14 protein-coding genes are annotated in these 19,898 nt (G+C 61.4%); 7 read left to right on the forward strand and 7 right to left on the reverse strand.

Annotated elements, in window-relative coordinates; genetic code table 11:
- Position 1: 1 nt before the first annotated feature.
- A complete protein-coding gene (valS, locus tag ZBI01S_RS03205) occupies positions 2–2,596 on the reverse strand; it encodes a valine--tRNA ligase (protein WP_066056245.1) in 2,595 nt (864 codons plus the stop codon).
- Between the two features lie 137 nt (positions 2,597–2,733).
- On the opposite strand from valS, the gene ZBI01S_RS03210 reads away from it, so the two are divergent.
- On the forward strand, positions 2,734–4,200 hold the full coding sequence (locus tag ZBI01S_RS03210; protein WP_066056248.1) for an NCS2 family permease: 1,467 nt from the start codon (positions 2,734–2,736) through the stop codon (positions 4,198–4,200).
- 396 nt (positions 4,201–4,596) lie between these two features.
- Here the strand turns inward: ZBI01S_RS03210 and adhP are convergent, their stop codons facing one another.
- The 4 genes from adhP to ZBI01S_RS03230 form a co-directional block, all read right to left on the reverse strand.
- Positions 4,597–5,613: an alcohol dehydrogenase AdhP gene (gene adhP, locus ZBI01S_RS03215; RefSeq protein ID WP_066056251.1), complete on the reverse strand. Its 1,017-nt coding sequence runs from the start codon at positions 5,611–5,613 to the stop codon at positions 4,597–4,599.
- Positions 5,614–5,780: 167 nt separating this feature from the next.
- A complete protein-coding gene (locus ZBI01S_RS03220) occupies positions 5,781–6,221 on the reverse strand; it encodes a hypothetical protein (RefSeq protein ID WP_066056254.1) in 441 nt (146 codons plus the stop codon).
- On the reverse strand, positions 6,208–7,590 hold the full coding sequence (locus ZBI01S_RS03225; RefSeq protein WP_066056257.1) for a DNA/RNA non-specific endonuclease: 1,383 nt from the start codon (positions 7,588–7,590) through the stop codon (positions 6,208–6,210). The genes ZBI01S_RS03220 and ZBI01S_RS03225 overlap by 14 nt, the downstream gene beginning before the upstream one ends.
- Positions 7,591–7,601: 11 nt before the next feature.
- Positions 7,602–7,928: a hypothetical protein gene (locus tag ZBI01S_RS03230; RefSeq protein ID WP_066056259.1), complete on the reverse strand. Its 327-nt coding sequence runs from the start codon at positions 7,926–7,928 to the stop codon at positions 7,602–7,604.
- A 287-nt stretch (positions 7,929–8,215) separates the two neighbouring features.
- Between ZBI01S_RS03230 and ZBI01S_RS10140 the strand changes: the two genes are divergently transcribed.
- Positions 8,216–8,344, forward strand: a complete 129-nt coding sequence (locus ZBI01S_RS10140) for a hypothetical protein (protein ID WP_281173214.1) — start codon at positions 8,216–8,218, stop codon at positions 8,342–8,344.
- Positions 8,345–8,491: 147 nt separating this feature from the next.
- On the opposite strand, the gene ZBI01S_RS03235 is transcribed toward ZBI01S_RS10140, so the two are convergent.
- Both ZBI01S_RS03235 and ZBI01S_RS03240 read right to left on the reverse strand, forming a co-directional pair.
- Positions 8,492–10,333, reverse strand: a complete 1,842-nt coding sequence (locus ZBI01S_RS03235; RefSeq protein ID WP_066056261.1) for a phosphoenolpyruvate carboxykinase (GTP) — start codon at positions 10,331–10,333, stop codon at positions 8,492–8,494.
- A gap of 177 nt (positions 10,334–10,510) precedes the next feature.
- Positions 10,511–10,984, reverse strand: a complete 474-nt coding sequence (locus tag ZBI01S_RS03240) for a hypothetical protein (protein WP_066056264.1) — start codon at positions 10,982–10,984, stop codon at positions 10,511–10,513.
- Positions 10,985–11,293: 309 nt separating this feature from the next.
- Here ZBI01S_RS03240 and ZBI01S_RS10205 point away from each other — a divergent pair, with 309 nt between their 5' ends.
- The 5 genes from ZBI01S_RS10205 to ZBI01S_RS03270 all read left to right on the forward strand — a co-directional run bounded on the left by ZBI01S_RS10205 (position 11,294) and on the right by ZBI01S_RS03270 (position 19,870).
- Complete coding sequence (locus tag ZBI01S_RS10205) at positions 11,294–11,602, forward strand: FmdB family zinc ribbon protein (protein ID WP_110477027.1); 309 nt, start codon at positions 11,294–11,296, stop codon at positions 11,600–11,602.
- 56 nt (positions 11,603–11,658) lie between these two features.
- A complete protein-coding gene (gene fmdA / locus ZBI01S_RS03250) occupies positions 11,659–12,909 on the forward strand; it encodes a formamidase (protein ID WP_066056269.1) in 1,251 nt (416 codons plus the stop codon).
- Positions 12,910–14,517: 1,608 nt separating this feature from the next.
- Positions 14,518–17,784, forward strand: a complete 3,267-nt coding sequence (gene ileS, locus ZBI01S_RS03260) for an isoleucine--tRNA ligase (RefSeq protein ID WP_066056275.1) — start codon at positions 14,518–14,520, stop codon at positions 17,782–17,784.
- On the forward strand, positions 17,781–19,481 hold the full coding sequence (locus tag ZBI01S_RS03265) for a bifunctional folylpolyglutamate synthase/dihydrofolate synthase (RefSeq protein ID WP_083524458.1): 1,701 nt from the start codon (positions 17,781–17,783) through the stop codon (positions 19,479–19,481). The genes ileS and ZBI01S_RS03265 overlap by 4 nt, the downstream gene beginning before the upstream one ends.
- A complete protein-coding gene (locus ZBI01S_RS03270; protein WP_066056278.1) occupies positions 19,481–19,870 on the forward strand; it encodes a DUF4233 domain-containing protein in 390 nt (129 codons plus the stop codon). Before ZBI01S_RS03265 ends, ZBI01S_RS03270 begins: the two co-directional genes overlap by 1 nt.
- Positions 19,871–19,898: the final 28 nt, after the last annotated feature.

Raw genomic sequence — 19,898 nt, forward strand, 5'->3', positions numbered from 1 at the left:
GCTAGGCCTGCTTCGGTTCCTTGACCGGAGGCTCGCCGAGCTCCGATTCAGTAACGGCGAGCTGGTCACCGGCAACGATCGTGAGCGACTGGATGCGGCCAACGGCGCGCAGGTCGTCGGCGACGGCTTCCAGAAGCGGCTGCGTTTCGGCAGGTGCGGCTACCGTGACCTGAATCAGCGGCGTCTTCTGCGAGACCTTGGCCTCGGTCTTGACACCGCGAATGATGGTCAGCGCCGACGATGCAACAGCGAGCGCGTTCGCGTCGCCATCGGCCGGAATCTCCTCGACCGTCGGCCATGCGGCTTCGTGCACCGAACCCTGCTGCCACCACGACCACACCTCTTCGGTTGCGAACGGGATGAACGGGGCGAACAGGCGTGCGAGCACGTTTGCAGCCAGGCGCATCGCGGCAACGGCCGAGGCGCGGCCCGCGGCATCGTCGCTGTATGCGCGTTCCTTCACCAGCTCGAGGTAGTCGTCACAGAACGTCCAGAAGAACGACTCCGAGACCTCCAGCGCGCGAGCGTGGTTGTACTCGTCGAACGCGGCAGTGGCCTGCGCCACAACGTCGCGGAGTGCCGCGAGCATCGCCCGGTCAAGCGGGTTGGTAATCGCCGCAGTTTCGGCGCCGGTGGCATCGAAACCGAGCACGAGCTTGGTGGCGTTCAGGACCTTGATCGCCAGGCGGCGACCGATCTTGATCTGCGTCGGACGCTGCGGGTCAAACGCGGCGTCGGTACCCAGACGGCTCGATGCGGCCCAGTAGCGAACCGCGTCCGATCCGTGCTGGTCGAGCAGACCGACAGGGGTCACCACATTGCCCTTCGACTTCGACATCTTCTTGCGGTCTGGGTCGACGATGAAGCCCGAAATCGTGGCGTTCTTCCACGGCCGCTTGCCTTCTTCGAGCTGGCTACGCAGCAGCGTCGAGAACAGCCAGGTGCGGATGATGTCCTGACCCTGCGGGCGAACATCGAACGGGTACACGAGGTCGAAAAGCTCCGGGTCGCGTTCCCAACCACCGGCAAGCTGCGGGGTGAGCGACGAAGTCATCCACGTGTCCATGACGTCGAGTTCGCCTTCGAAACCGCCCGCCTGGCCGCGCTGCGACTCGTCAAACCCGGCCGGTGCATCCGACGACGGGTCGACCGGCAGCTGTGCCTCGGTCGGGATGATGGGAGAGTCGTACTGCGTGACACCCTTGGCATCGATCGGATACCAGACGGGGATCGGCACACCGAAGTAGCGCTGACGCGAAATCAGCCAGTCGCCGGCAAGGCCCTTGACCCAGTTTTCGTAGCGCACGCGCATGAAGTCGGGCCAGAACTGCAGCTCTTCACCGCGCTTGAGCAGCTCGGCACGCAGGTCTTCGTTGTTGGCACCGTTGCGGACGTACCACTGTCGGGTTGACACGATCTCGAGCGGCTTGTCGCCCTTCTCAAAGAACTTCACCGGGTGCGAAATCTTGCGCGGCTCCTCGAGCAGCTCACCCGATGCTTGCAGTGCATCCACAACGATCTTCTTCGCCGAGAACACCGTCTTGCCGACCATTTCGGCGAAGAGTGCCGAACCGGTTTCGCTGGTGATGACCTCGGGCTTCTCCGCCAGGATGCGGCCGTCTTCGCCCAGGATCGAGCGGTTCGGCAGGCGCAGCTCGCGCCACCAGATCACGTCGGTGACGTCACCGAACGTACAGATCATGGCGATACCCGAGCCCTTGTCAGGCTGGGCGAGTGGGTGCGCGAGTACGGGGACTTCAACGTCAAACAGTGGCGTGCGCACGGTGGTGCCGAACAGCGGCTGGTAGCGCTCGTCGTCTGGATGCGCGACCAGGGCCACGCAGGCAGGGAGCAGCTCCGGGCGGGTGGTTTCGATGACCACATCACCATCGGGCCCGTGGAAAGCGACCTTGTGGTACGCACCTGGCTGCTCGCGGTCTTCGAGCTCTGCTTGGGCAACCGCGGTGCGGAACGTGACGTCCCACAGCGTTGGAGCCATGTCCTGGTAGGCCTCGCCGCGCGCGTAGTTGCGCACGAACGCAAGCTGGGATGCACGACGCGAGTTGTCGTCGATGGTGCGGTAGGTCTGTGTCCAGTCGACCGAGAGGCCGAGCTGGCGCCACAGCGCTTCGAAGGCACGCTCGTCTTCTTCCGAAAGCTTCAGACACAGCTCGATGAAGTTCTCGCGCGAAATTGGCTGCTGGTCGGCTGCCTTGATCGACTTGCCATCGCCGCCCTCGTGCGGGGGTACGAAATCTTCGACGTAGGGGAGGGTTGGGTCGCAGCGCACGCCGTAGTAGTTCTGGACGCGGCGTTCGGTGGGCAGGCCGTTGTCGTCCCAGCCCATTGGGTAGAAGACATGCTTACCAAGCATGCGCTGGTAGCGGGCCACGACATCGGTGTGCGTGTACGAGAACACGTGGCCGATATGCAGCGAACCGGATGCGGTTGGCGGGGGAGTGTCTACCGAGTAGACGTTCTCGCGGGTCGCGCCGTCGCGGCGGAACGCGTAGGTGCCTTGAGCTTCCCACGATTCACCCCACTTCGACTCGAGTCCTTCAAGGGCCGGGCGGTCCGGGATGTTGGCGGTGGTCATCGCTACCTTTCGCTATGAGCGGCACCGAGTCATGAGGTGCCTTATCTACACCCTCGAAAGATACCCGATTACGCGGGGTATTTCAGGATGCGGTTCGGTTGCTTCGCGCAGGCCTGTCGCCGATCTACGCTTGAGGAGTGACCAAAACGAAACCCGCACCTGAATCGTCAAGCAAGCCCGCCGCATCCGTGCCGGCACTACTGGAACGGTGGTTTCACCTCAGCGAGCGTGGCACGACGGTTGGCCGTGAGGTGCGCGGGGGACTTGTGACGTTCGTCACGATCTCGTACATCCTCATCCTGAACCCACTGATTCTCGGCGGTGAAGCCTCGGCAGATTTCGCAGGGACTGCCCTGAACCCGCTGCAGGTTGCGTCATCAACGGCGCTTGCTGCGGGTGTGTTGACATTGCTGTTCGGCGCGATTGCGAACCTGCCGTTTGCCATGGCCGCAGGGTTGGGGATCAACTCGTACCTCGCGGTCACGATGGTGCATCAGGTCACCTGGCCCGAGGCGATGGGGCTCGTGCTCATCAATGGTGTGGTGATCGTGTTGCTCGCGGTAACGGGTGCTCGAACGGCAATTTTCAACGCGATTCCGGATGCGCTAAAGACCGCCACGACCGTCGGTATCGGCTTCTTCATTGCGTTCATTGGCATGGTGAACGCCGGGTTCGTCACGCGCACACAGGGCGGCCCTCCGGTGCAGCTCGGGCTTGGTGGCTCGATCACCTCGCTGCCAACCGTGCTCTTTGTAATCACGCTGCTGCTCATGGGCATCCTGATGATTCGACGGGTGCCCGGCGCCATTCTGATTGGCATCGCTGTCGGTACGGTTTTCGCCATCGTGACCGAAGCCATGCTCGGGCTCGGCCCCGGTGGACCGGAGAACCCGGGCGGTTGGAACCTGACGGTGCCGGCGCTACCCGAACAGATCGTCGCCATGCCCGACTTCGGGCTGGTCGGTGCGTTCGACCCGTTTGGTGCGTTTGCCCGCATTGGTCCGGCGGCGGCTTCGATGCTGCTGCTGACGCTGGTCTTCATGAACTTCTTTGATGCGATGGGCGCGATGACGGGCCTTGCGCGCAATGCTGAGTTGGCGGATGAACACGGGGCGTTCCCGCGCATCCGACAGGCGTTCGTCGTCGAGGGTTTCGGTGCGGTTCTTGGTGGCGCCACTTCGAGCTCATCGAACACGGTGTTCGTTGACTCGGCCTCGGGAATTGGTGAGGGTGCTCGGACGGGCCTGGCCTCGGTCATTTCTGGTCTGCTGTTCTTGGCCGCGCTCTTCTTCACGCCGCTTGCCGTGATCGTGCCGATGGAAGTCGGTTCGGCTGCGCTGGTGATTGTTGGAGCCATGATGATGATGCAGGTCGCAAAGATCGACTGGCAGGACCTCGCCGTTGGTTTGCCCGCGTTCCTCTGCATCACCACGATGCCGCTGACGTATTCGATCGCCAACGGTATTGGTGTGGGGTTCTTGTCCTGGGTGATCATCCACGCCGCCACGGGACGCGGCCGCAAGATTCACTGGCTGCTGTGGCTCGTGAGTGCTGGATTTGCGCTGTACTTCGCGCGGGCTGGTGTCGAAGCGCTGTTTGCGTAGACACGGTGTTGCCGCGGCGTCGTTTGGCTCATCATTTCTTGGCGTATCGACCGGAATTGGTTCCGAAACGGGCAGATTGATGAGTCAGACGACGCGTTCGTGTTTCAACAGTCACAATTTCGGCGTAATTGAGTCGATTTTGGTGAAGGCTGCCGGCTTTTTGTGACAGCGCGAACCGTGACGGCAAGTACGAATGTGCTGCGACTCATCATTTTCGTGGTTGTTGGTGAAAATCCGGTGAATCACTTCGTTTTGATGCGTCAGAGCACGCGCAAAATCGCACAAGCCCGGCAAATGAACGAAGCGGCTGTGCCGAGCAAACGCTCGAACACAGCCGCTTCGTGGTGATTGCTACCGGATGCGGTCAGTCAGCATCCGGGTTACCGCAAGGTTCACTTAGCGGTAGTCGATGACCAGACGGCCGTCGATTGCGCCCTTCTTCATTTCGTCGAAGATGTCATTGATCTCGTCGAGCTTGCGGGTGGCGACGGTTGGCTTGATCTTGCCGCGCGCGAAGAAGTCGAGTGCTTCGACCATGTCCTGGCGGGTACCAACGATCGAACCGCGGATGGTGAGGCGGTTGAGAACGACCCAGAAGATCTCGACGTCAGTGGCTCCAGGAGGCAGACCAACGAAGACGATGGTGCCGAGCTTGCGGCACATGGCGATTGCCTGGCCGAATGCCTTCGGGTGTACCGCCGTAACAACGATGCCGTGGGCGCCGCCGCCGGTGATTTCCTTGACCTTTTCGCCGGGCTCGTCGACAGCCGCGTTGACGACTGCTTCGGCACCGTGCTTCTTGGCGAGCTCGAGCTTGTCTTCGGCAACGTCAACCGCAACAACGCGCATGCCCATGGCAACGGCGTACTGCACGGCGATGTGGCCCAGGCCACCGATACCCGAGATGACTACCCAGTCGCCCGGCTTGGCTTCGGTTTCCTTGATGGCCTTGTAGACGGTGACACCGGCGCAGAGGATCGGTGCAGCCTCGACTGGGTCGACGCCTTCGGGGATGCGCGGTGCGTAGCGGGCGTCAACGAGCATGTACTCGCTGAACGAGCCGTTTGCGGTGTAGCCGCCGTTGGTGACCGAGTCGCAGACGGTTTCCCAGCCCTTGCGGCAGTATTCGCACTTGCCGCAGGCACTCCACAGCCAGGCGTTGCCGACCATGTCGCCGATCTGGAAGTCGTCAACGTTTTCGCCGATTTCTTCGACAACGCCGACACCTTCGTGACCGGGGATAAACGGAGGTTCTGGGCGAACTGGCCAGTCGCCCTGTGCAGCGTGCAGGTCGGTGTGGCAGACACCGGAGGTTACGAGCTTTACGAGCAGCTGGTTGGGGCCAGGGACGGGCCGTTCAAACTCGCTGACATCGAGATTGTCGCCGAACTTGCGGACAACGGCAGCCTTCATGGGAGGACTCCTTTGATCGAGCTCTTGACAGCCGCTGCAACTTCGATGCCACTTGTGTGACCCAACGACCTCGAGCCATCTCCACAACTACCAAGCCATGTTTACAACTATATGCATGCACGCATTGCTTATGTGTTGCGGATTAGAGTGCCCTAGTTGCCGTTCGACTACGCACCGAGCTTGTCCTGCATCCACACAGGAATGAGCTGTGGCTCACGGGGGAAGCGTTCGAGATCGGCTACGTAGGTAGCGTCACCGGGCTTCACCGACCAATTTGGTTCAGTGTCGTAGTCGTAGTTTGTGGTGACCTTGCCCGGACGCATGACGGTGAAGTACGAGGTGTACCAGGTGCCCTTGCCGGGCTTGTACATCACCTTGCGCAAGTTCTCCATAGCTTTCACCAGGGGCAGGTGCGAGCCGATATTGCGCGATTCGCCCGACTCCGTAAACGCCGTCTTGCGGTACTCAGCGTAGTCAGCGAACAGCAGCGCCTCGCAGGTGATGCGCTCGCAGTCGTCCGGTAGCAGTGCCCAAAGTTCCTTAGCAACCGCGACCATGGCCTCGCGTTCGGCGAGGAGACCGCCCTGAACCTCGTTATTGTCCGACATTGTTCATTACCACCTCTACTGGGTCCTTGCCGTTGACATCGTATTGGACGATGTACTTGGTGGGGACGTTGCTATTGACGCCGGCAGACTTCTGCACGTCTTCCTCGTAAATGTTGCGAATGACCACATCGACCTTGTTGTTTGGCGACAGGTCCTTCCATTTCTGCTCGAGCGCGTAGTAATTCTCTACACCCTTGCGTGACTGATTCACATCCACATTTTGCGGCGTGTAGTTGATCTCCTCACGGATGCCACCGGACATTGCCGCGTTGATGTGGCCACCGTCAAAGTCGAGCACCTTCTTGCCATCAATCGTGAGGTCCGCTTCGCGGCCTACCGACCCCTGAATGCCCTGGTGACGACCACCCTTGATCTCGTGGCTGATGTCTTCGATCACCGCAAGCTCGGTGCGGCTTTGGCTGTCGGTCTTGTAGACGACGTTGTCAACGCGGTACGTCGTGTTCGGTGCAGGTTCGCGCAGGTCGTAGTTGAGCGCTGATCCCTCTTCGCGATTGACGTTAGCGTCAACGTGCGTGACGTTACCGTCCGCATCCGTGTAGTAGTAACCGCGCGACATGTCGCTCTTGGCACCGCCACCCTGATGCACTTCATAGCGGGTGTTCGGTTCGAGCTTCGTGCCGTCTGGCGGGAACGTCTCGTCCTTACCGAGTTCGCGGTCGAACTTGACTTCCTTGTCCGCCTTAGGCGGGTTCCAGTAGTCCTTCTCGTTGAGCGGCAGGCTTGGCGCATCACCCGTGGCGGTGCCCGATTCGCCCAGGTCGAACGTTTCTGACATCAGCTGGATCGGTACTTCCTGACCCTTCGCTGACGTCTCGACGCCCTCACTCGCGGCCACGATGTTGTTGCCGAGCGATGCATCCACCTGATTTGCACTTGTGAGTACCGAGCGCACCATGCTCACTGCCGTCGCTTGGTCGGCGAGCGCCTTAGTCCAAGCCGGCGTCGATGCGGGCGGGATGCGCATGGAGACCGCCTGCGCGGTCGCGGCGGCGCGTGGTCCCGGCCCGATCGAAACATTGCCGCTGGTGTCAATAATCAGGCCATTTGCCGTGGCAAACGACTGCGTCTGCGTGACCGCCTGCTGGATGCCGGCGACTGCGGTGGCTGCGCCACCAAGCGCACTGTTGTAGCCGTTTAGACGGCCGAGCAAGCCGGCCGCTGTGCCGTCGTGGTCGCCAAGGGAGTTGTGTGCTGACGAGGCAGCATTGCCTTTCGAGCTGAATCGGCTGCGGGCGCGATCGAGGCCGTCGCGAACATCCGTGAGCTTTTCGGCGCGGTGCGAGACCGTCTGTGCGGCCTCGTTGAGGGGACCGGCGTCCCAGCGAGTGACGTCTGACCAAGAAACCATGATGTTGCGACCTACCGTCCGTACTGCATCGAGTTCGCGACACCGTCGAACACGGCTGGCTGGAATGCGGCTTCGCTGTGCTGGTCGGTGGCGATGAAGTCGCGGTTGGCGTTGGCGGCAGCCTCGGAGTCACTCGTCAGTGCCTCAGCAAACAGCTGCAGGTTGTCGTCGAAGTGTCCCGCTGCTTCGGACATCGTCGATCCAGACGATGCACCGGGCATGGCATCACTTACCGCAGAAGCGATCTGTCGCAGCGTCGCCGTTGCCGCTTCGGATGCGGCGTCGTCGAGATCGCGCGAAAGGTGCGAGAAATCATCGGAAATTACGTCGAGATTCATTACGGCCCCTCAATAGCACTTGCAAGTTCTGGCGCGAATGCGCGCCGTACTTGTGCGGCGAGCCCAGCCAAACCGTTGGGCACCGCAACGAGCCCGAACGATGACGGTCACAGTAGAAAGGCGCGTTGACAAGACTCCTAAATCCTGGTTAATGGGCGCGAACCTGAGGTTAACGGGCGGACGATTTTCCTTGCGTTGGGAACTTTCTCGGGGGCTACGGCATCCAACTACTAGATCGCGCGAACACATTGGCACCATCACAGACCCCTGACCGTAAGGAGAACAGCATGAACGAGCAAACTCCCAAGCACGACACCGCTTGGCTCGCTCCGCTGTCGCCACTCGCGCTGAATTGGTACCCGAAGCTCACGCCCAAACCGAAGCGTGACAACAGCCGCTCGTTTCGCACGCACTGAAGCGGCTGCGAAAACCGAGCCGAACGCATCCGATAACTAACGACAACAACTGGGGCAGCAGATTGCGCCTCGGATGCATCCGGAAACGCTCGAACGGGCGGTGGAATACCACCGCCCGTTCGTTATGTTCCTCGCGATTACGCGTGGTTACTTCAGCTTGGCGAAGCCTTCGCGCACTGCCGCAAGCTGGCTGTACATGGCGTTTGGAACGCGGTCGCCGATCGAGTTGAAGTAGTCCTCGGTGACGTCAAGTTCCTTCTCCCAGCCTTCGGCGGGCACAGCGAAGATCTTCTTGAGCGTTGCTTCGTCAACATCGATGCCGTCAACGTTGATGTCTTCGGTCTTTGGCAGCAGGCCAATTGGCGTGCCGACTGGTTCGACTTCGCCCTCGAGCAGGTCGATGATCCATTCGATAGCGCGAATGTTCTCACCAAAGCCCGGCCACAGGAACGAGCCGTCCTTGTCGCGACGGAACCAGTTGACCTGGAAAATTGCCGGGGCCTTCTTGCCAAGCTTGCGGCCCATCGTGAGCCAGTGGTTCCAGTAGTCGCCCATGTGGTAGCCAGCAAATGGCTGCATTGCGAACGGGTCGCGGCGCAACACGCCAACGGGGCCTTCAGCAGCGGCAGTCTGTTCGCTACCAAGCGTGGCGCCGAGGAAGCAGCCGTGTTCCCAGCTCTTCGAACGGAATACCAGCGGCACGTTGGTGCGTCGGCGGCCACCGAACAGGATGACGTCGACGGGCACACCGTCGGCGGCTTCCCAATCGGGCGAAATCGTGGGGCACTGGTCGGCAGTGACAGTGAAGCGACCGTTCGGGTGGGCAGCGGGGGAGCCGCAGCCTGGCGTCCAGTCGTTGCCCTGCCAGTCGATCAGGTGCGACGGTGCCGTGTCAGTCATGCCTTCCCACCAGACGTCGCCGTCATCGGTGAGCGCGACGTTGGTGAAGATGGTGTTCTTCTTGATGGTGTCCATGGCGACCGGGTTAGTCGAGTAACCGGTGCCTGGGGCAACGCCGAAGAAGCCATATTCGGGGTTGATCGCGTACAGGCGGCCGTCGTCACCGGGGCGCATCCAAACAATGTCGTCACCGATGGTTTCAACCTTCCAGCCGTCCACCTTCGGACGCATCATGGCGAGGTTGGTCTTACCGGTTGCCGATGGGAAGGCACCAGTGATGGTGTACTTCTTGCCCTGCGGGTTGGTGACCTGAATGAGCAGCATGTGCTCGGCCATCCAGCCCTCATCGTGTGCCATTGCCGAGGCGATGCGCAGGGCGAAGCACTTCTTACCGAGCAGTGCGTTGCCGCCGTAGCCCGAACCGTACGAGATGATTTCGCGAGCCTCGGGGAAGTGAGTGATGTACTTCGTGTCGTTGCACGGCCACGCGACGTCCTCGCGCTCGTTACCCTCTGCATCCACCAGCGGGTAACCGACCGAGTGCAGGGCCTTAACCCACTGCGACTCTGGCTCGATGTACTTGAGGGCTTCGCTACCCGAACGAGTCATGAGCGCCATCGACAGTACAACGTAGGGGGAGTCGGTGATCTCAACACCGTACTGCGTGATCTTGCCGCCAAGCGGGCCCATGGCGAAGGGGACGACGTACATGGTGCGGCCACGCATCGAGCCGGCGAACAGCGTGTTGAGTTCGGCACGCATGACATCGGGATTGCGCCAGTTGTTCGTGGGGCCGGCGTCTTCGAATTCCTTCGAGCAGATGAACGTGCGGCTCTCGACGCGGGCGACATCGGAAGCGTCGGAGCGGGCGAGGAACGAGTTCGGGCGCAGCTCGGGGTTCAGTTTGATGAGCGTGCCAGCTTCAACCATCTCTGTGGCGATGCGGTCGAACTCTTCTTGCGACCCGTCGCACCAAACAACCTCGTTCGGCTGCGTCAATTGCGCAACCTTCACCACCCAAGCGTTGACTTTTTCGTTGGCCGACAACTGTGGAATGTCATCGATGACTACGGGCGAGTGAGAGGTCATGGTGTAGCTACTTTCACTTGTCGTTGGCTGGAGCTTTCACCGGCTTGCCTGATTTCGTGTGCAAACGGCACGAAGGCGCATGGCGAATGTCTCCCTAGTATTCCACGTCCTTTGTGGGGGAATCCCGGTAGCGTCGAATTCATCCCTCAGGCGGAACGCCAAGCGGCAACCGAGAGGTTAGAAACGGCAGTAGTCGAGGAGCGTGTTGAAGCCCTCTTCGACACGGTCAGCCGAGTCGGCGATGTCGTGGAAAGCGGTCAGCAATGTGCCTTCGCGCATGACGCGTTCAAGGGTGTCGGCCAATTCGCGGCTCTCGAATGCAATGTCGTTCAGTGCGTCTTCGAGGCGAACATCGGTGGCCGCTTCGCGGAGCTGCTCGATGTACTTGATGGCATCGCGGATCTTGTCGAGCGCTGCGTACGGGTCCTCGCCGAAACCCTTGGACGCCGACGTCACAAGTTTGTTCGCATAGGCGAGTTCGCTCTCGATGGTTGCGCACGACACCGATGTTGGAACCGGGTGGGTCTCGACCGTGCTGGTCTCATCGGGGCCGCTCGGTCCGCCGGTTGGTGGGGCAACGTTGCAAGCGGCGAGCATCAGCGTCGCTGTCACAACGGCGGCAGCGGCAAAGGCACGAACACGCTTCTGCAACAGAAAGCTCCAGACAAATCGGCGGGCAAAACGTTGGAAGTTTATCCCAGATCCAGCGCGTAACCGAGCATTGTTAGGCAGATGTATACCTCGGTTGCATGTGCTCCGCCGTTGGCCGTAGCGAAGTCTGTGTGCCCGCATCCGCGTCGATGCATTCCTTATATATGTTGATGCACGGTTAATGCGGATGCACCGCCTCGCGTTGACTGCGTACGGTGCGGCGCCTGCACATGCATTCAGGAATGCGCATTCGGCGTTGCTAGCGTTGTACGCGACGACATCGAAGTCGTCTTGCATTCGGAGGTCGGTATGCCCACATATGAATTTAAGTGCCCCGCGGATCATGCGTCGCAGGTGCGATTCCCTATGGCGGAAGTACCGAGCTCGATCGACTGTCCCGATTGCAGCATCCGTGCACGTCGCGTGTACCGAGCTCCGCACCTGGGGCGTGCAAGCGCACCCGGATACGAAGCACTCGGTGCGGCGGAGCGTTCCGCGCATGAGCCGGATGTGGTGACGAGGCTGCCGCACGGCGGCGCGGGCGGTGGATCTCACGGTCACCAGCACGGCGGTGGTTACACCACTAACCCGCTGCACCAGAAGCTTCCGCGACCCTGACCGCGGAACGTGGCGGGCGTGCATCCACGCTCGCAGGCCATGAAAGGAAAACGTTCATGCCAGAAAATCTCTTCCCCCTCGACTCCTCCAAGCCGTTTACCGAGCAGGAAAAGCTTGGCCACAACCGATGGCACCCAGAGATCCCGCCGGTAATTTCGGTGAAGCCGGGCGACTCGTTCCGCGTGGATTGCCGTGAATGGTTTGACGGTGCGATTAAGAACGATGACAGTGCCGAAGACATCTTGAATGCGCCGCTGCACGAGGTGCACAAGCTCACCGGGCCGATTCGCGTTGAAGGTGCAAAGCCCGGCGACTTGTTGGTCGTTGACATCTTGGATGTCGGCCCGATCCCGATGGAAGAAGGCCCCCTTGCCGGACAAGGTTGGGGCTACACCGGTATTTTCGCGAAGCACAACGGTGGCGGTTTCCTTACCGAGCAGTACCCGGATGCATACAAGGCCGTGTGGGACTTCACTGGCCAGGTCGCCACGAGCCGTCACATCCCTGGTGTCGCGTTTGAAGGCATCATCCACCCGGGTCTGATGGGTACTGCGCCCTCGGCCGAGCTCTTGGCGCGCTGGAATAAGCGTGAAGGCGACCTGATCGCGACCGACCCGCACCGTGTCCCACCACTGGCGCTGCCACCGGAGCCGAACGGTGCAATCCTCGGTGGCGTTGCTGAAGCGGACTTCGACCGAATCGCGAGCGAAGGTGCGCGCACCGCGCCGCCACGTGAAAACGGTGGTAACCAGGACATTAAGAACCTTTCGAAGGGTTCGCGTGTGTTCTACCCGGTGTTCGTGGATGGCGGCAACCTGTCGGTTGGTGACCTGCACTTCTCGCAGGGTGATGGTGAGATCACCTTCTGCGGTGCGATCGAGATGAGCGGTTTCATTGAGCTGCGCGTTGACGTGATCAAGAACGGCATGGAGACCTATGGTGTATCGGAAAACGCGATCTTCATGCCGGGCAAGGTTGAGCCGCGATTCAGCGAGTGGCTGGCGTTCTCGGGAACGTCGGTGACGCTTGAGGGCGAGCAGAAATACCTGGATTCGCAACTCGCGTACCAGCGCGCCTGCCTGCACGCGATCGACTACCTCAAGAAGTTTGGATACTCGGGCGAGCAGGCATACCTGTTGCTGGGTGCGGCTCCGATTGAAGGTCGGTTCTCGGGTGTCGTGGACATCCCGAACTCCTGCGCAACCGTGTACCTACCGACGGCGATCTTCGACTTCGACGTGCGTCCGTCGGCATCAGGACCGCACCAGGTGAAGCAGGGCATTCCCGCGCCCCGCGCATCCGCGTAGCCCCGCGCACCCCGCGCATCCGCCTAACCCCGCGCGCCCCGGGGTACCCCCGCGCATCCGCGTAACCCAATTGTTGGGGCCGACTTTGCACAGTATCCACGTGATGAACCGTGCAAAGTCGGCCTTAACTGTGTTCGCGGAAAGTGCTTAAGGCCCGCTTTGGCGGTGTTGGTAATGGGCTCTGCAACGCAGCATTGCTCGCTAGATAAAAAGGATGCGTCACAGTAGCTGTCGTAGGCGGGATACCAAGCGGCTGAAACGGGGCTCTTGAAGATCGCTCGCCGTTACTTGTATTTCAATGTATCCAGCAGCCGCGAGGTCTCTGGAACGTTCGATGTCGTGCTCCCATGTGGGGCGGTCGGTACGGTGATGATCACCCAAATACTCCAGGAGTAGTCGAGCCTCGCGATACAGCAAATCGGGGCGGACTCATCGGCCATTGCCCAACTGAATTGTCGAGTTCACTTCGGGTACCGGAAACCCCGATTCGATTAGTCGTACTCGCAAGACGGTCTCCATTGGAGACTCGACGCCGTCTGCAGACAGTGCACAAGCGGTACGAAGGGTCGCAATGCCATGCATGCCTGCAAATTGTCCAGGAAGGCTGCGGATTTGTCGGGGGTCAAGCAATGCTTGGGGAAGGTACCGGCGGCCTGGGTAGTTCGCCGCACCACTGCGCATCGCGTCGAGAACAACGGTGAGTTCCATCGGCGAAAGGTCTCGCGCCAGCGAAGCTGCGAGAGTCTTTGGCGCGAGTAGCGGAATCCCATCGAAGCGGACAGTTTCGAAACGGTCGTCCCGGATGCGGATAGACCGAATCCCGTTGCGCTTGATCCGATGCGTGGAAGCGGGCGATGCAACGATTAGTTTCTCGTGGTCACGTAGGTGATGAGGCAATGGAAGCCCCAGAAATTGAGCCGCGCTAATGCTGCCTAATGCACGACCGTGTGTGAGGAGCGGTTCGGCCGCACGAATTCGAGCGATTGGGTCTAACGTCCGAGTGGCTGCACGTATGCCCCAGTACGGGGAGTGTAGGTCTGATGCACGGAGCCGGCTCCGACTAATGCCGACAGCGCGGGCTTGCGCACAAGTGAAGCCGGTGGCGGGTAGTGAATGTGGTAGCGGTGATGGAGGTCTCGACACGTTTCGTACCGTATGCGGGAACGAGTCTCGCGAGCGGTTGGGTTTCGAAACTGTGGATAACGCGATATCCACAGTTTCGAGGGGCGGGTGAGTGACTGCTACTGGTGAGTCGACTGTGCAAAGTTGGCCCAAAATTTGGGGTCATGAGCGATTTGGGGCCGGCTTTGCACAGTATTCAGATCGTGAACCGTGCAAAGTCGGCCCCAACGCAGTGCGGGAACGGGCGCGGGGTGTTGGGTGTTCGGCGTCGCGGTTGCACGCTAGGATGAGTCCATCGACTGTGATCCGCTATCAACGGGGAGTCTTCGGAAGAACCGCGGGACCGCATCCTGCCAAGTAGAACCGAACGGGGCTGGCCCGTCATCGCCAACGAACGAGAGACGACAACCGTCGTAATCGGGGTGGTACCGCGCGCAAGCGTCCCCGGAGCAGCCAGTCGGCACATCAACCTCCAGGAGCCCCCGCATGTCGTACCCGAAGTCTGCCTTCGGCCCAGGCGCAGTTCAGCCCACTCCGCAACTTCCCACCATCGAAGAAGCGGTCCTCAAGTTCTGGTCGTCCGACAACACGTTTAGCGCCTCGATTGATCAGCGCGAAGGCGCCCCCGAATGGGTCTTCTACGACGGCCCTCCGTTCGCCAACGGCCTGCCGCACTACGGCCACCTGCTCACCGGCTACGCCAAGGACGTCTTCCCGCGTTACAACACCATGCGCGGCCACCAGGTCAAGCGCGTATTCGGGTGGGACACTCACGGCCTGCCCGCCGAGCTTGAAGCAATGAAGCAACTCGGCATCAACACCAAAGAAGACATTGAGTCGATGGGTATCGGTGAATTCAACAACGCCGCCAAAGAGTCAGTGCTGCGCTACACGCAGGAATGGCGCGACTACGTAGAACGCCAGGGACGCTGGGTCGACTTCGAAAACGGCTACAAGACCCTCGACATCTCCTACATGGAGTCGGTTATCTGGGCGTTCAAGCAGCTCTACGACAAGGGCCTCGCATACGAAGGCTTCCGCGTGCTCCCATACTGTTGGCACGACGAAACCCCGCTGTCGAACCACGAACTGCGCATGGACGATGACGTCTACCAAGACCGCCAGGACAACACGGTAACCGTCACCTTCCCGCTTGTCGGAGAACGCGCATCCGCACTCGACCTCACCGACGTTCGCGCACTCGCCTGGACCACCACGCCCTGGACACTGCCGACGAACCTCGCGCTCGCGGTTGGTCCCGAGACCGACTACGTGGTCGTACCGGCTGGCCCCAAGGGCGCTGCCGACGGCGCTACCGAGGGCGAAGCAAACTACCTGATCGCATCCGCCCGGCTCGACGCCTACGCCAAGGATCTCGGCTACGCCAAGGGCAAGGATGCGGCTGCCGCAGTTACTCGCACCGTCAAGGGTGCCGAGCTCGAGGGCGTGCGCTACCAGCGCCTGTGGGATTTCTTTGCCAGCGAAGAGTACGGCACCGAAAACGCGTGGCAGATCCTCGTCGCCGAATACGTCACCACTTCGGACGGTACCGGCATCGTGCACCAGGCCCCGGCCTACGGTGAGGATGACAAGGTCGTTTGTGACGCGGCAGGCATCCCCACAATTCTGTCGGTGGATGCAGCCGGTCGCTTCTTCGACGTCGTGACACCGGTTGCCGGGCAGCAGGTGTTCGACGCGAACCGTCCGCTGATCCAGCAGCTCAAGGCCGACGGCCGCCTGCTGCAGCAGAAGTCGTACGTGCACTCGTACCCGCACTGCTGGCGCTGCAAGAACCCGCTGATCTACAAGGCGGTTTCGAGCTGGTTCGTGAAGGTCACCGACTACCGCGAGGACATGCTCGCCGGTAATGAGCAGATCGAGTGGGTGCCCGACAACGTCAAGCACGGCCAGTTCGGCAAGTGGGTTGAGGGTGCTCGCGATTGGTCGATCTCGCGCAACCGGTACTGGGGTAGCCCGATCCCGGTGTGGAAGAGTGACGACCCGAATTACCCTCGCGTTGACGTCTACGGTTCGCTCGACGAACTCGAAGCCGACTTTGGCGTGCTCCCGACCGACCTCCACCGCCCGGCGATCGACGAGCTCGTACGCCCGAACCCCGATGACCCGACCGGCAAGTCGATGATGCGTCGCATCCCTGACGTGCTCGACGTGTGGTTTGACTCGGGTTCGATGCCGTTCGCCCAGTGCCACTACCCGTTCGAGAACCGCGAATGGTTCGACACCCACTCGCCGGCGAACTTCATCGTTGAGTACATCGGCCAGACCCGCGGTTGGTTCTACGTCATGCACGCGCTGTCCACGGGCTTGTTTGGTCGCCCGGCATTCGAGCGCGTCGTAGCGCACGGCATCGTGCTCGGCTCCGACGGTCGCAAGATGTCGAAGTCGCTGCGCAACTACCCGGATGTCAACGAGGTGTTCGACCGTGACGGTTCGGATGCGATGCGCTGGTTCCTGCTCTCAAGCTCGGTACTTCGCGGCGGCAACCTGATCGTGACTGAAGAGGGTATTCGCGAGTCCACGCGTCAGTTCCTGCTGCCGCTGTGGTCGACTTACTACTTCTTCACCACCTACGCGAACTCCGCAAATGGACCGGAAGGCCCGGCCTACGAAGCGCAGCGTCGCACCGACTCGACCGACCTGCTCGACCGCTACATTCTCGCGAAGCTTCGCGACACGGTGCTCGCGGTACAAGCCGATCTCGACGCGCTGGATGCATCCAACGCCACGACCCGACTGCGTGACTTCGCCGACGTACTCACCAACTGGTACGTGCGTCGTTCGCGCGACCGATTCTGGGTTGGTACCGACGCGCAGGACGCTGCTTCGCGCGAAGCATTCGACACGCTCTACACCGTGCTCGAAACGCTCTGCCGTGTTGCTGCGCCGCTCGCGCCGTTCCTCACCGAAGCCGTTTGGCAGGGGCTCACCGGCGAACGTTCGGTGCACCTGACCGACTGGCCGACCGTTGACGACCTGCCCGAAGACACGGCGCTTGTGGCTTCGATGGATGCGGTCCGTGACGTGGTCTCGAACGGCCAGGCGCTGCGCAAGCAGCACCACCTGCGCGTCCGTTTGCCGCTCGCATCCCTGACCGTGCTCACCACGCGCGTCGCCGAACTCGAACCGTTCGCGTCGATCATCGCCGACGAGCTCAACGTTCGCGAAGTTCGTTTCGCCGAGCGCACTGAAGAAGCCTCGGCTGCCTACGGCGTCTCGCGCGTGCTGCGTGTAAACGCTCGCGCGGCCGGTCCTCGCATTGGAAAGCAGGTGCAGCAAGCGATCAAGGGGTCGAAGTCGGGAGACTGGTCGATCGACGCTGACGGCACCGTTATTGCTGGCGGTATCGCCCTGGTAGACGGCGAATACGAAGTTGATCTGCAGATCGCCGAAGCGCAGGGCAACGAGGTTCTCGGTCTGCTCGACTCCGGAGACATCCTTGTGCTCGACACCGACGTCACCGACGAACTCGCGGCCGAAGGTGTGGCTCGTGACGCGATCCGCGCGATCCAGGATGCACGTAAGGCTGCCGGTCTCGAGGTCAGCGACCGTATCAACCTGCAGCTGGCATGTGACGACGCGTCGCTCGAGGCACTGAGCGCACAAACTGAGCTGATCGCATCCGAAACCCTCGCGCTGAGCGTGACGGTGACCGGTGGACTCGACGTCGACCCGGAACGCGCATCCATCCCGCACAGCTATGGCGCGCTGAAGATTGAGGTAGCAAAGGCATGAGCGAACGCAACAACGAGTCGCCCGATGAGTCGTACGACGCTCGGGACGCGGCCGATGGCCAGGGCAACTCGGGAGAGCTATCGCCTGACGAACTGCTGAAGCTGCTGGGCGGCGCCCCGTTCGACGACGCCCTCAATTACGACGAAGACTTCGCTGAAGACTTCGCCGACGAGGTCGTGCTGCTGTCGGAACGCGAACAGGCCGAGCGCCGTCGCCTCGAAGAAACCGATTGGGAATACGAGGCTGACCGCGTCTTCGACGAACTCATGGAGCGCGTGGGCGAGGCCCAGCCCGAGCCGCGCCTGGATGCGACTCGTCGCGCCTGCGAACTGCTCGGCGACATTCACCGTGCTTGGCCGATGATTCACATCACCGGTACGAACGGTAAGTCGTCGACGGCGCGCATCACGGCATCGCTCTTGCAGGCGCACGGCCTGCGGGTGGGTGTACTGACGTCGCCGCATCTGGTTCGCTTGAACGAGCGCATCGGCATTGACGGTGCGCCGATTTCGGACGAGCGATTGGTTGCGAACTGGCGCGATATTGAGCCGTTCCTTTCGCTTGTGGATACGGAACTCGAGCAGCAGGGTAAGCCTCGCTTGACGTTCTTCGAAGCGCTGACGGTGCTCGCGTTCGCGTGTTTCTCGGATGCGCCGGTTGACGTTGCGGTTGTCGAAGTTGGCATGGGCGGCGAGTGGGATTCCACCAACGTTGCCGACGGTGCGGTTTCGGTCTTTACACCGATCGCGCTGGACCACCAGGCACGCCTCGGTTCGACGCTCGGCGAGATCGCCCGCACGAAGTCGGGCATCATCAAGCCCGGAGCTGCCGTGGTCACCGCATCACAGCCGGCGGAAGCGCTGGCCGAGATCGAGCGCGCGGCCGAGCTGCGAGACGCGAAGCTCTTCGTGGAAGAGCGCGACTTCTCGGTGACCGGCGACCAGATGGCCGTCGGTGGCCGCCTGATTTCGTTGCGCAGCATCGTGGGTGAGTACCGCGAGATTCCATTGGCGCTCGCGGGCGACTACCAAGCGCACAATGCGGCGCTAGCGGTTGCCGCAGTTGAGGCCTTCTTTGGCGGCGAGCGTGCGCTTCCCGAAGAGTCGGTTGAAGCCGGACTTGGGCAGGCGCGTTCGCCTGGCCGTCTCGATCTCATCGGCACGAACCCCGCGGTCATTATTGACGCGGCGCACAACCCGCACGGTGCCGCACACTTGGCGCAGGCCGTAACCGAAACGTACAAGTTCGATCACCTCACGCTCGTGTTGGGCGTGCTTGGCGATAAGAACGTGTCGGGCATTGTGAAGCCGCTGGCGGCGATTGCCGACCGAGTGATTGTGACGCAGTCCGATTCACCGCGCGCCATTGATGCGTACGAGTTGGCCGATTTGGTGCGGGATGCGATTGGTGACGAGCGCGCCGAGCTGTTGCGTGTCGAGGTCGTGTCGAACGCCGAGGATGCGCTGTTGTTGGCTCGCTCCGAGGCCGAAGCCCTGAACGAGGAGGCCGCGGGTGATGCACCGGCGCGGACCGCGGGTGTGCTCGTGACTGGTTCGGTGACGCTGATCGGTGAGGCGGCCGCGCTTGCGGCTGCCGAGGAGTGGCGTGCTAATTCGGCTGTTGCGGGAGACTCGGCCGATGGGGGCTCGGGTGCGGATGAATTTGGCGGGTTTGATTGGGACGGAACGGAACAATAATGGCGAAGCGATATCGCACGATTACCGAGCAGCTCGGATCCCTGCTGCTGATTTTTGAGGTGTTCTCGGTCGGGCTTTGTGGGCTGGCGATTTTTGGTTTGCGGGCGCTGCCGGCGTGGATTGCACTTGGTGGAGCGGCACTGTTCATCGTGCTGATGCTCGTGGGCGTCTACGTGCTGCGGTTTTCCTGGGGTCGTTGGTACGTGTTGGCGCTGCACCTCGCTCTGGTGATGGCCGGTCTCGTGAACGGTGCGATGTACGTTGTTGGCGGATTGTTCTTGGCGATTTGGTTGTACTGCATGGTGCGCGGCGGCAAGATTGATGCTGAGCGTGCACCGGTAATCGCCGAGTACGAACGTGCCCAAGCTGCGGAAAGCTCAAGCAAGTAGCGTCGTGTTGAGCCTGTTGCGAACGCGG

Origin of the sequence: [Zimmermannella] bifida NBRC 103089 (genome assembly GCF_001570925.1) — a bacterium.
Classification (GTDB): Bacteria; Actinomycetota; Actinomycetes; order Actinomycetales; family Microbacteriaceae; genus Gulosibacter; species Gulosibacter bifidus.

Excerpts from the sequence above, each read along its gene's own strand:
- valS (WP_066056245.1), bottom strand. The coding sequence starts at position 2,596 with ATGACCACCGCCAACATCCCGGACCGCCCGGCCCTTGAAGGACTCGAG.
- ZBI01S_RS03265 (WP_083524458.1), top strand. The coding sequence starts at position 17,781 with ATGAGCGAACGCAACAACGAGTCGCCCGATGAGTCGTACGACGCTCGG.
- ZBI01S_RS03220 (WP_066056254.1), bottom strand. The coding sequence starts at position 6,221 with ATGTCGGACAATAACGAGGTTCAGGGCGGTCTCCTCGCCGAACGCGAG.
- adhP (WP_066056251.1), bottom strand. The coding sequence starts at position 5,613 with ATGAAGGCTGCCGTTGTCCGCAAGTTCGGCGACAATCTCGATGTCAGC.
- ZBI01S_RS03230 (WP_066056259.1), bottom strand. The coding sequence starts at position 7,928 with ATGAATCTCGACGTAATTTCCGATGATTTCTCGCACCTTTCGCGCGAT.
- ZBI01S_RS10205 (WP_110477027.1), top strand. The coding sequence starts at position 11,294 with ATGCCCACATATGAATTTAAGTGCCCCGCGGATCATGCGTCGCAGGTG.
- fmdA (WP_066056269.1), top strand. The coding sequence starts at position 11,659 with ATGCCAGAAAATCTCTTCCCCCTCGACTCCTCCAAGCCGTTTACCGAG.
- ZBI01S_RS10140 (WP_281173214.1), top strand. The coding sequence starts at position 8,216 with ATGAACGAGCAAACTCCCAAGCACGACACCGCTTGGCTCGCTCCGCTG.
- ZBI01S_RS03270 (WP_066056278.1), top strand. The coding sequence starts at position 19,481 with ATGGCGAAGCGATATCGCACGATTACCGAGCAGCTCGGATCCCTGCTG.
- ZBI01S_RS03235 (WP_066056261.1), bottom strand. The coding sequence starts at position 10,333 with ATGACCTCTCACTCGCCCGTAGTCATCGATGACATTCCACAGTTGTCG.
- ZBI01S_RS03225 (WP_066056257.1), bottom strand. The coding sequence starts at position 7,590 with ATGGTTTCTTGGTCAGACGTCACTCGCTGGGACGCCGGTCCCCTCAAC.
- ileS (WP_066056275.1), top strand. The coding sequence starts at position 14,518 with ATGTCGTACCCGAAGTCTGCCTTCGGCCCAGGCGCAGTTCAGCCCACT.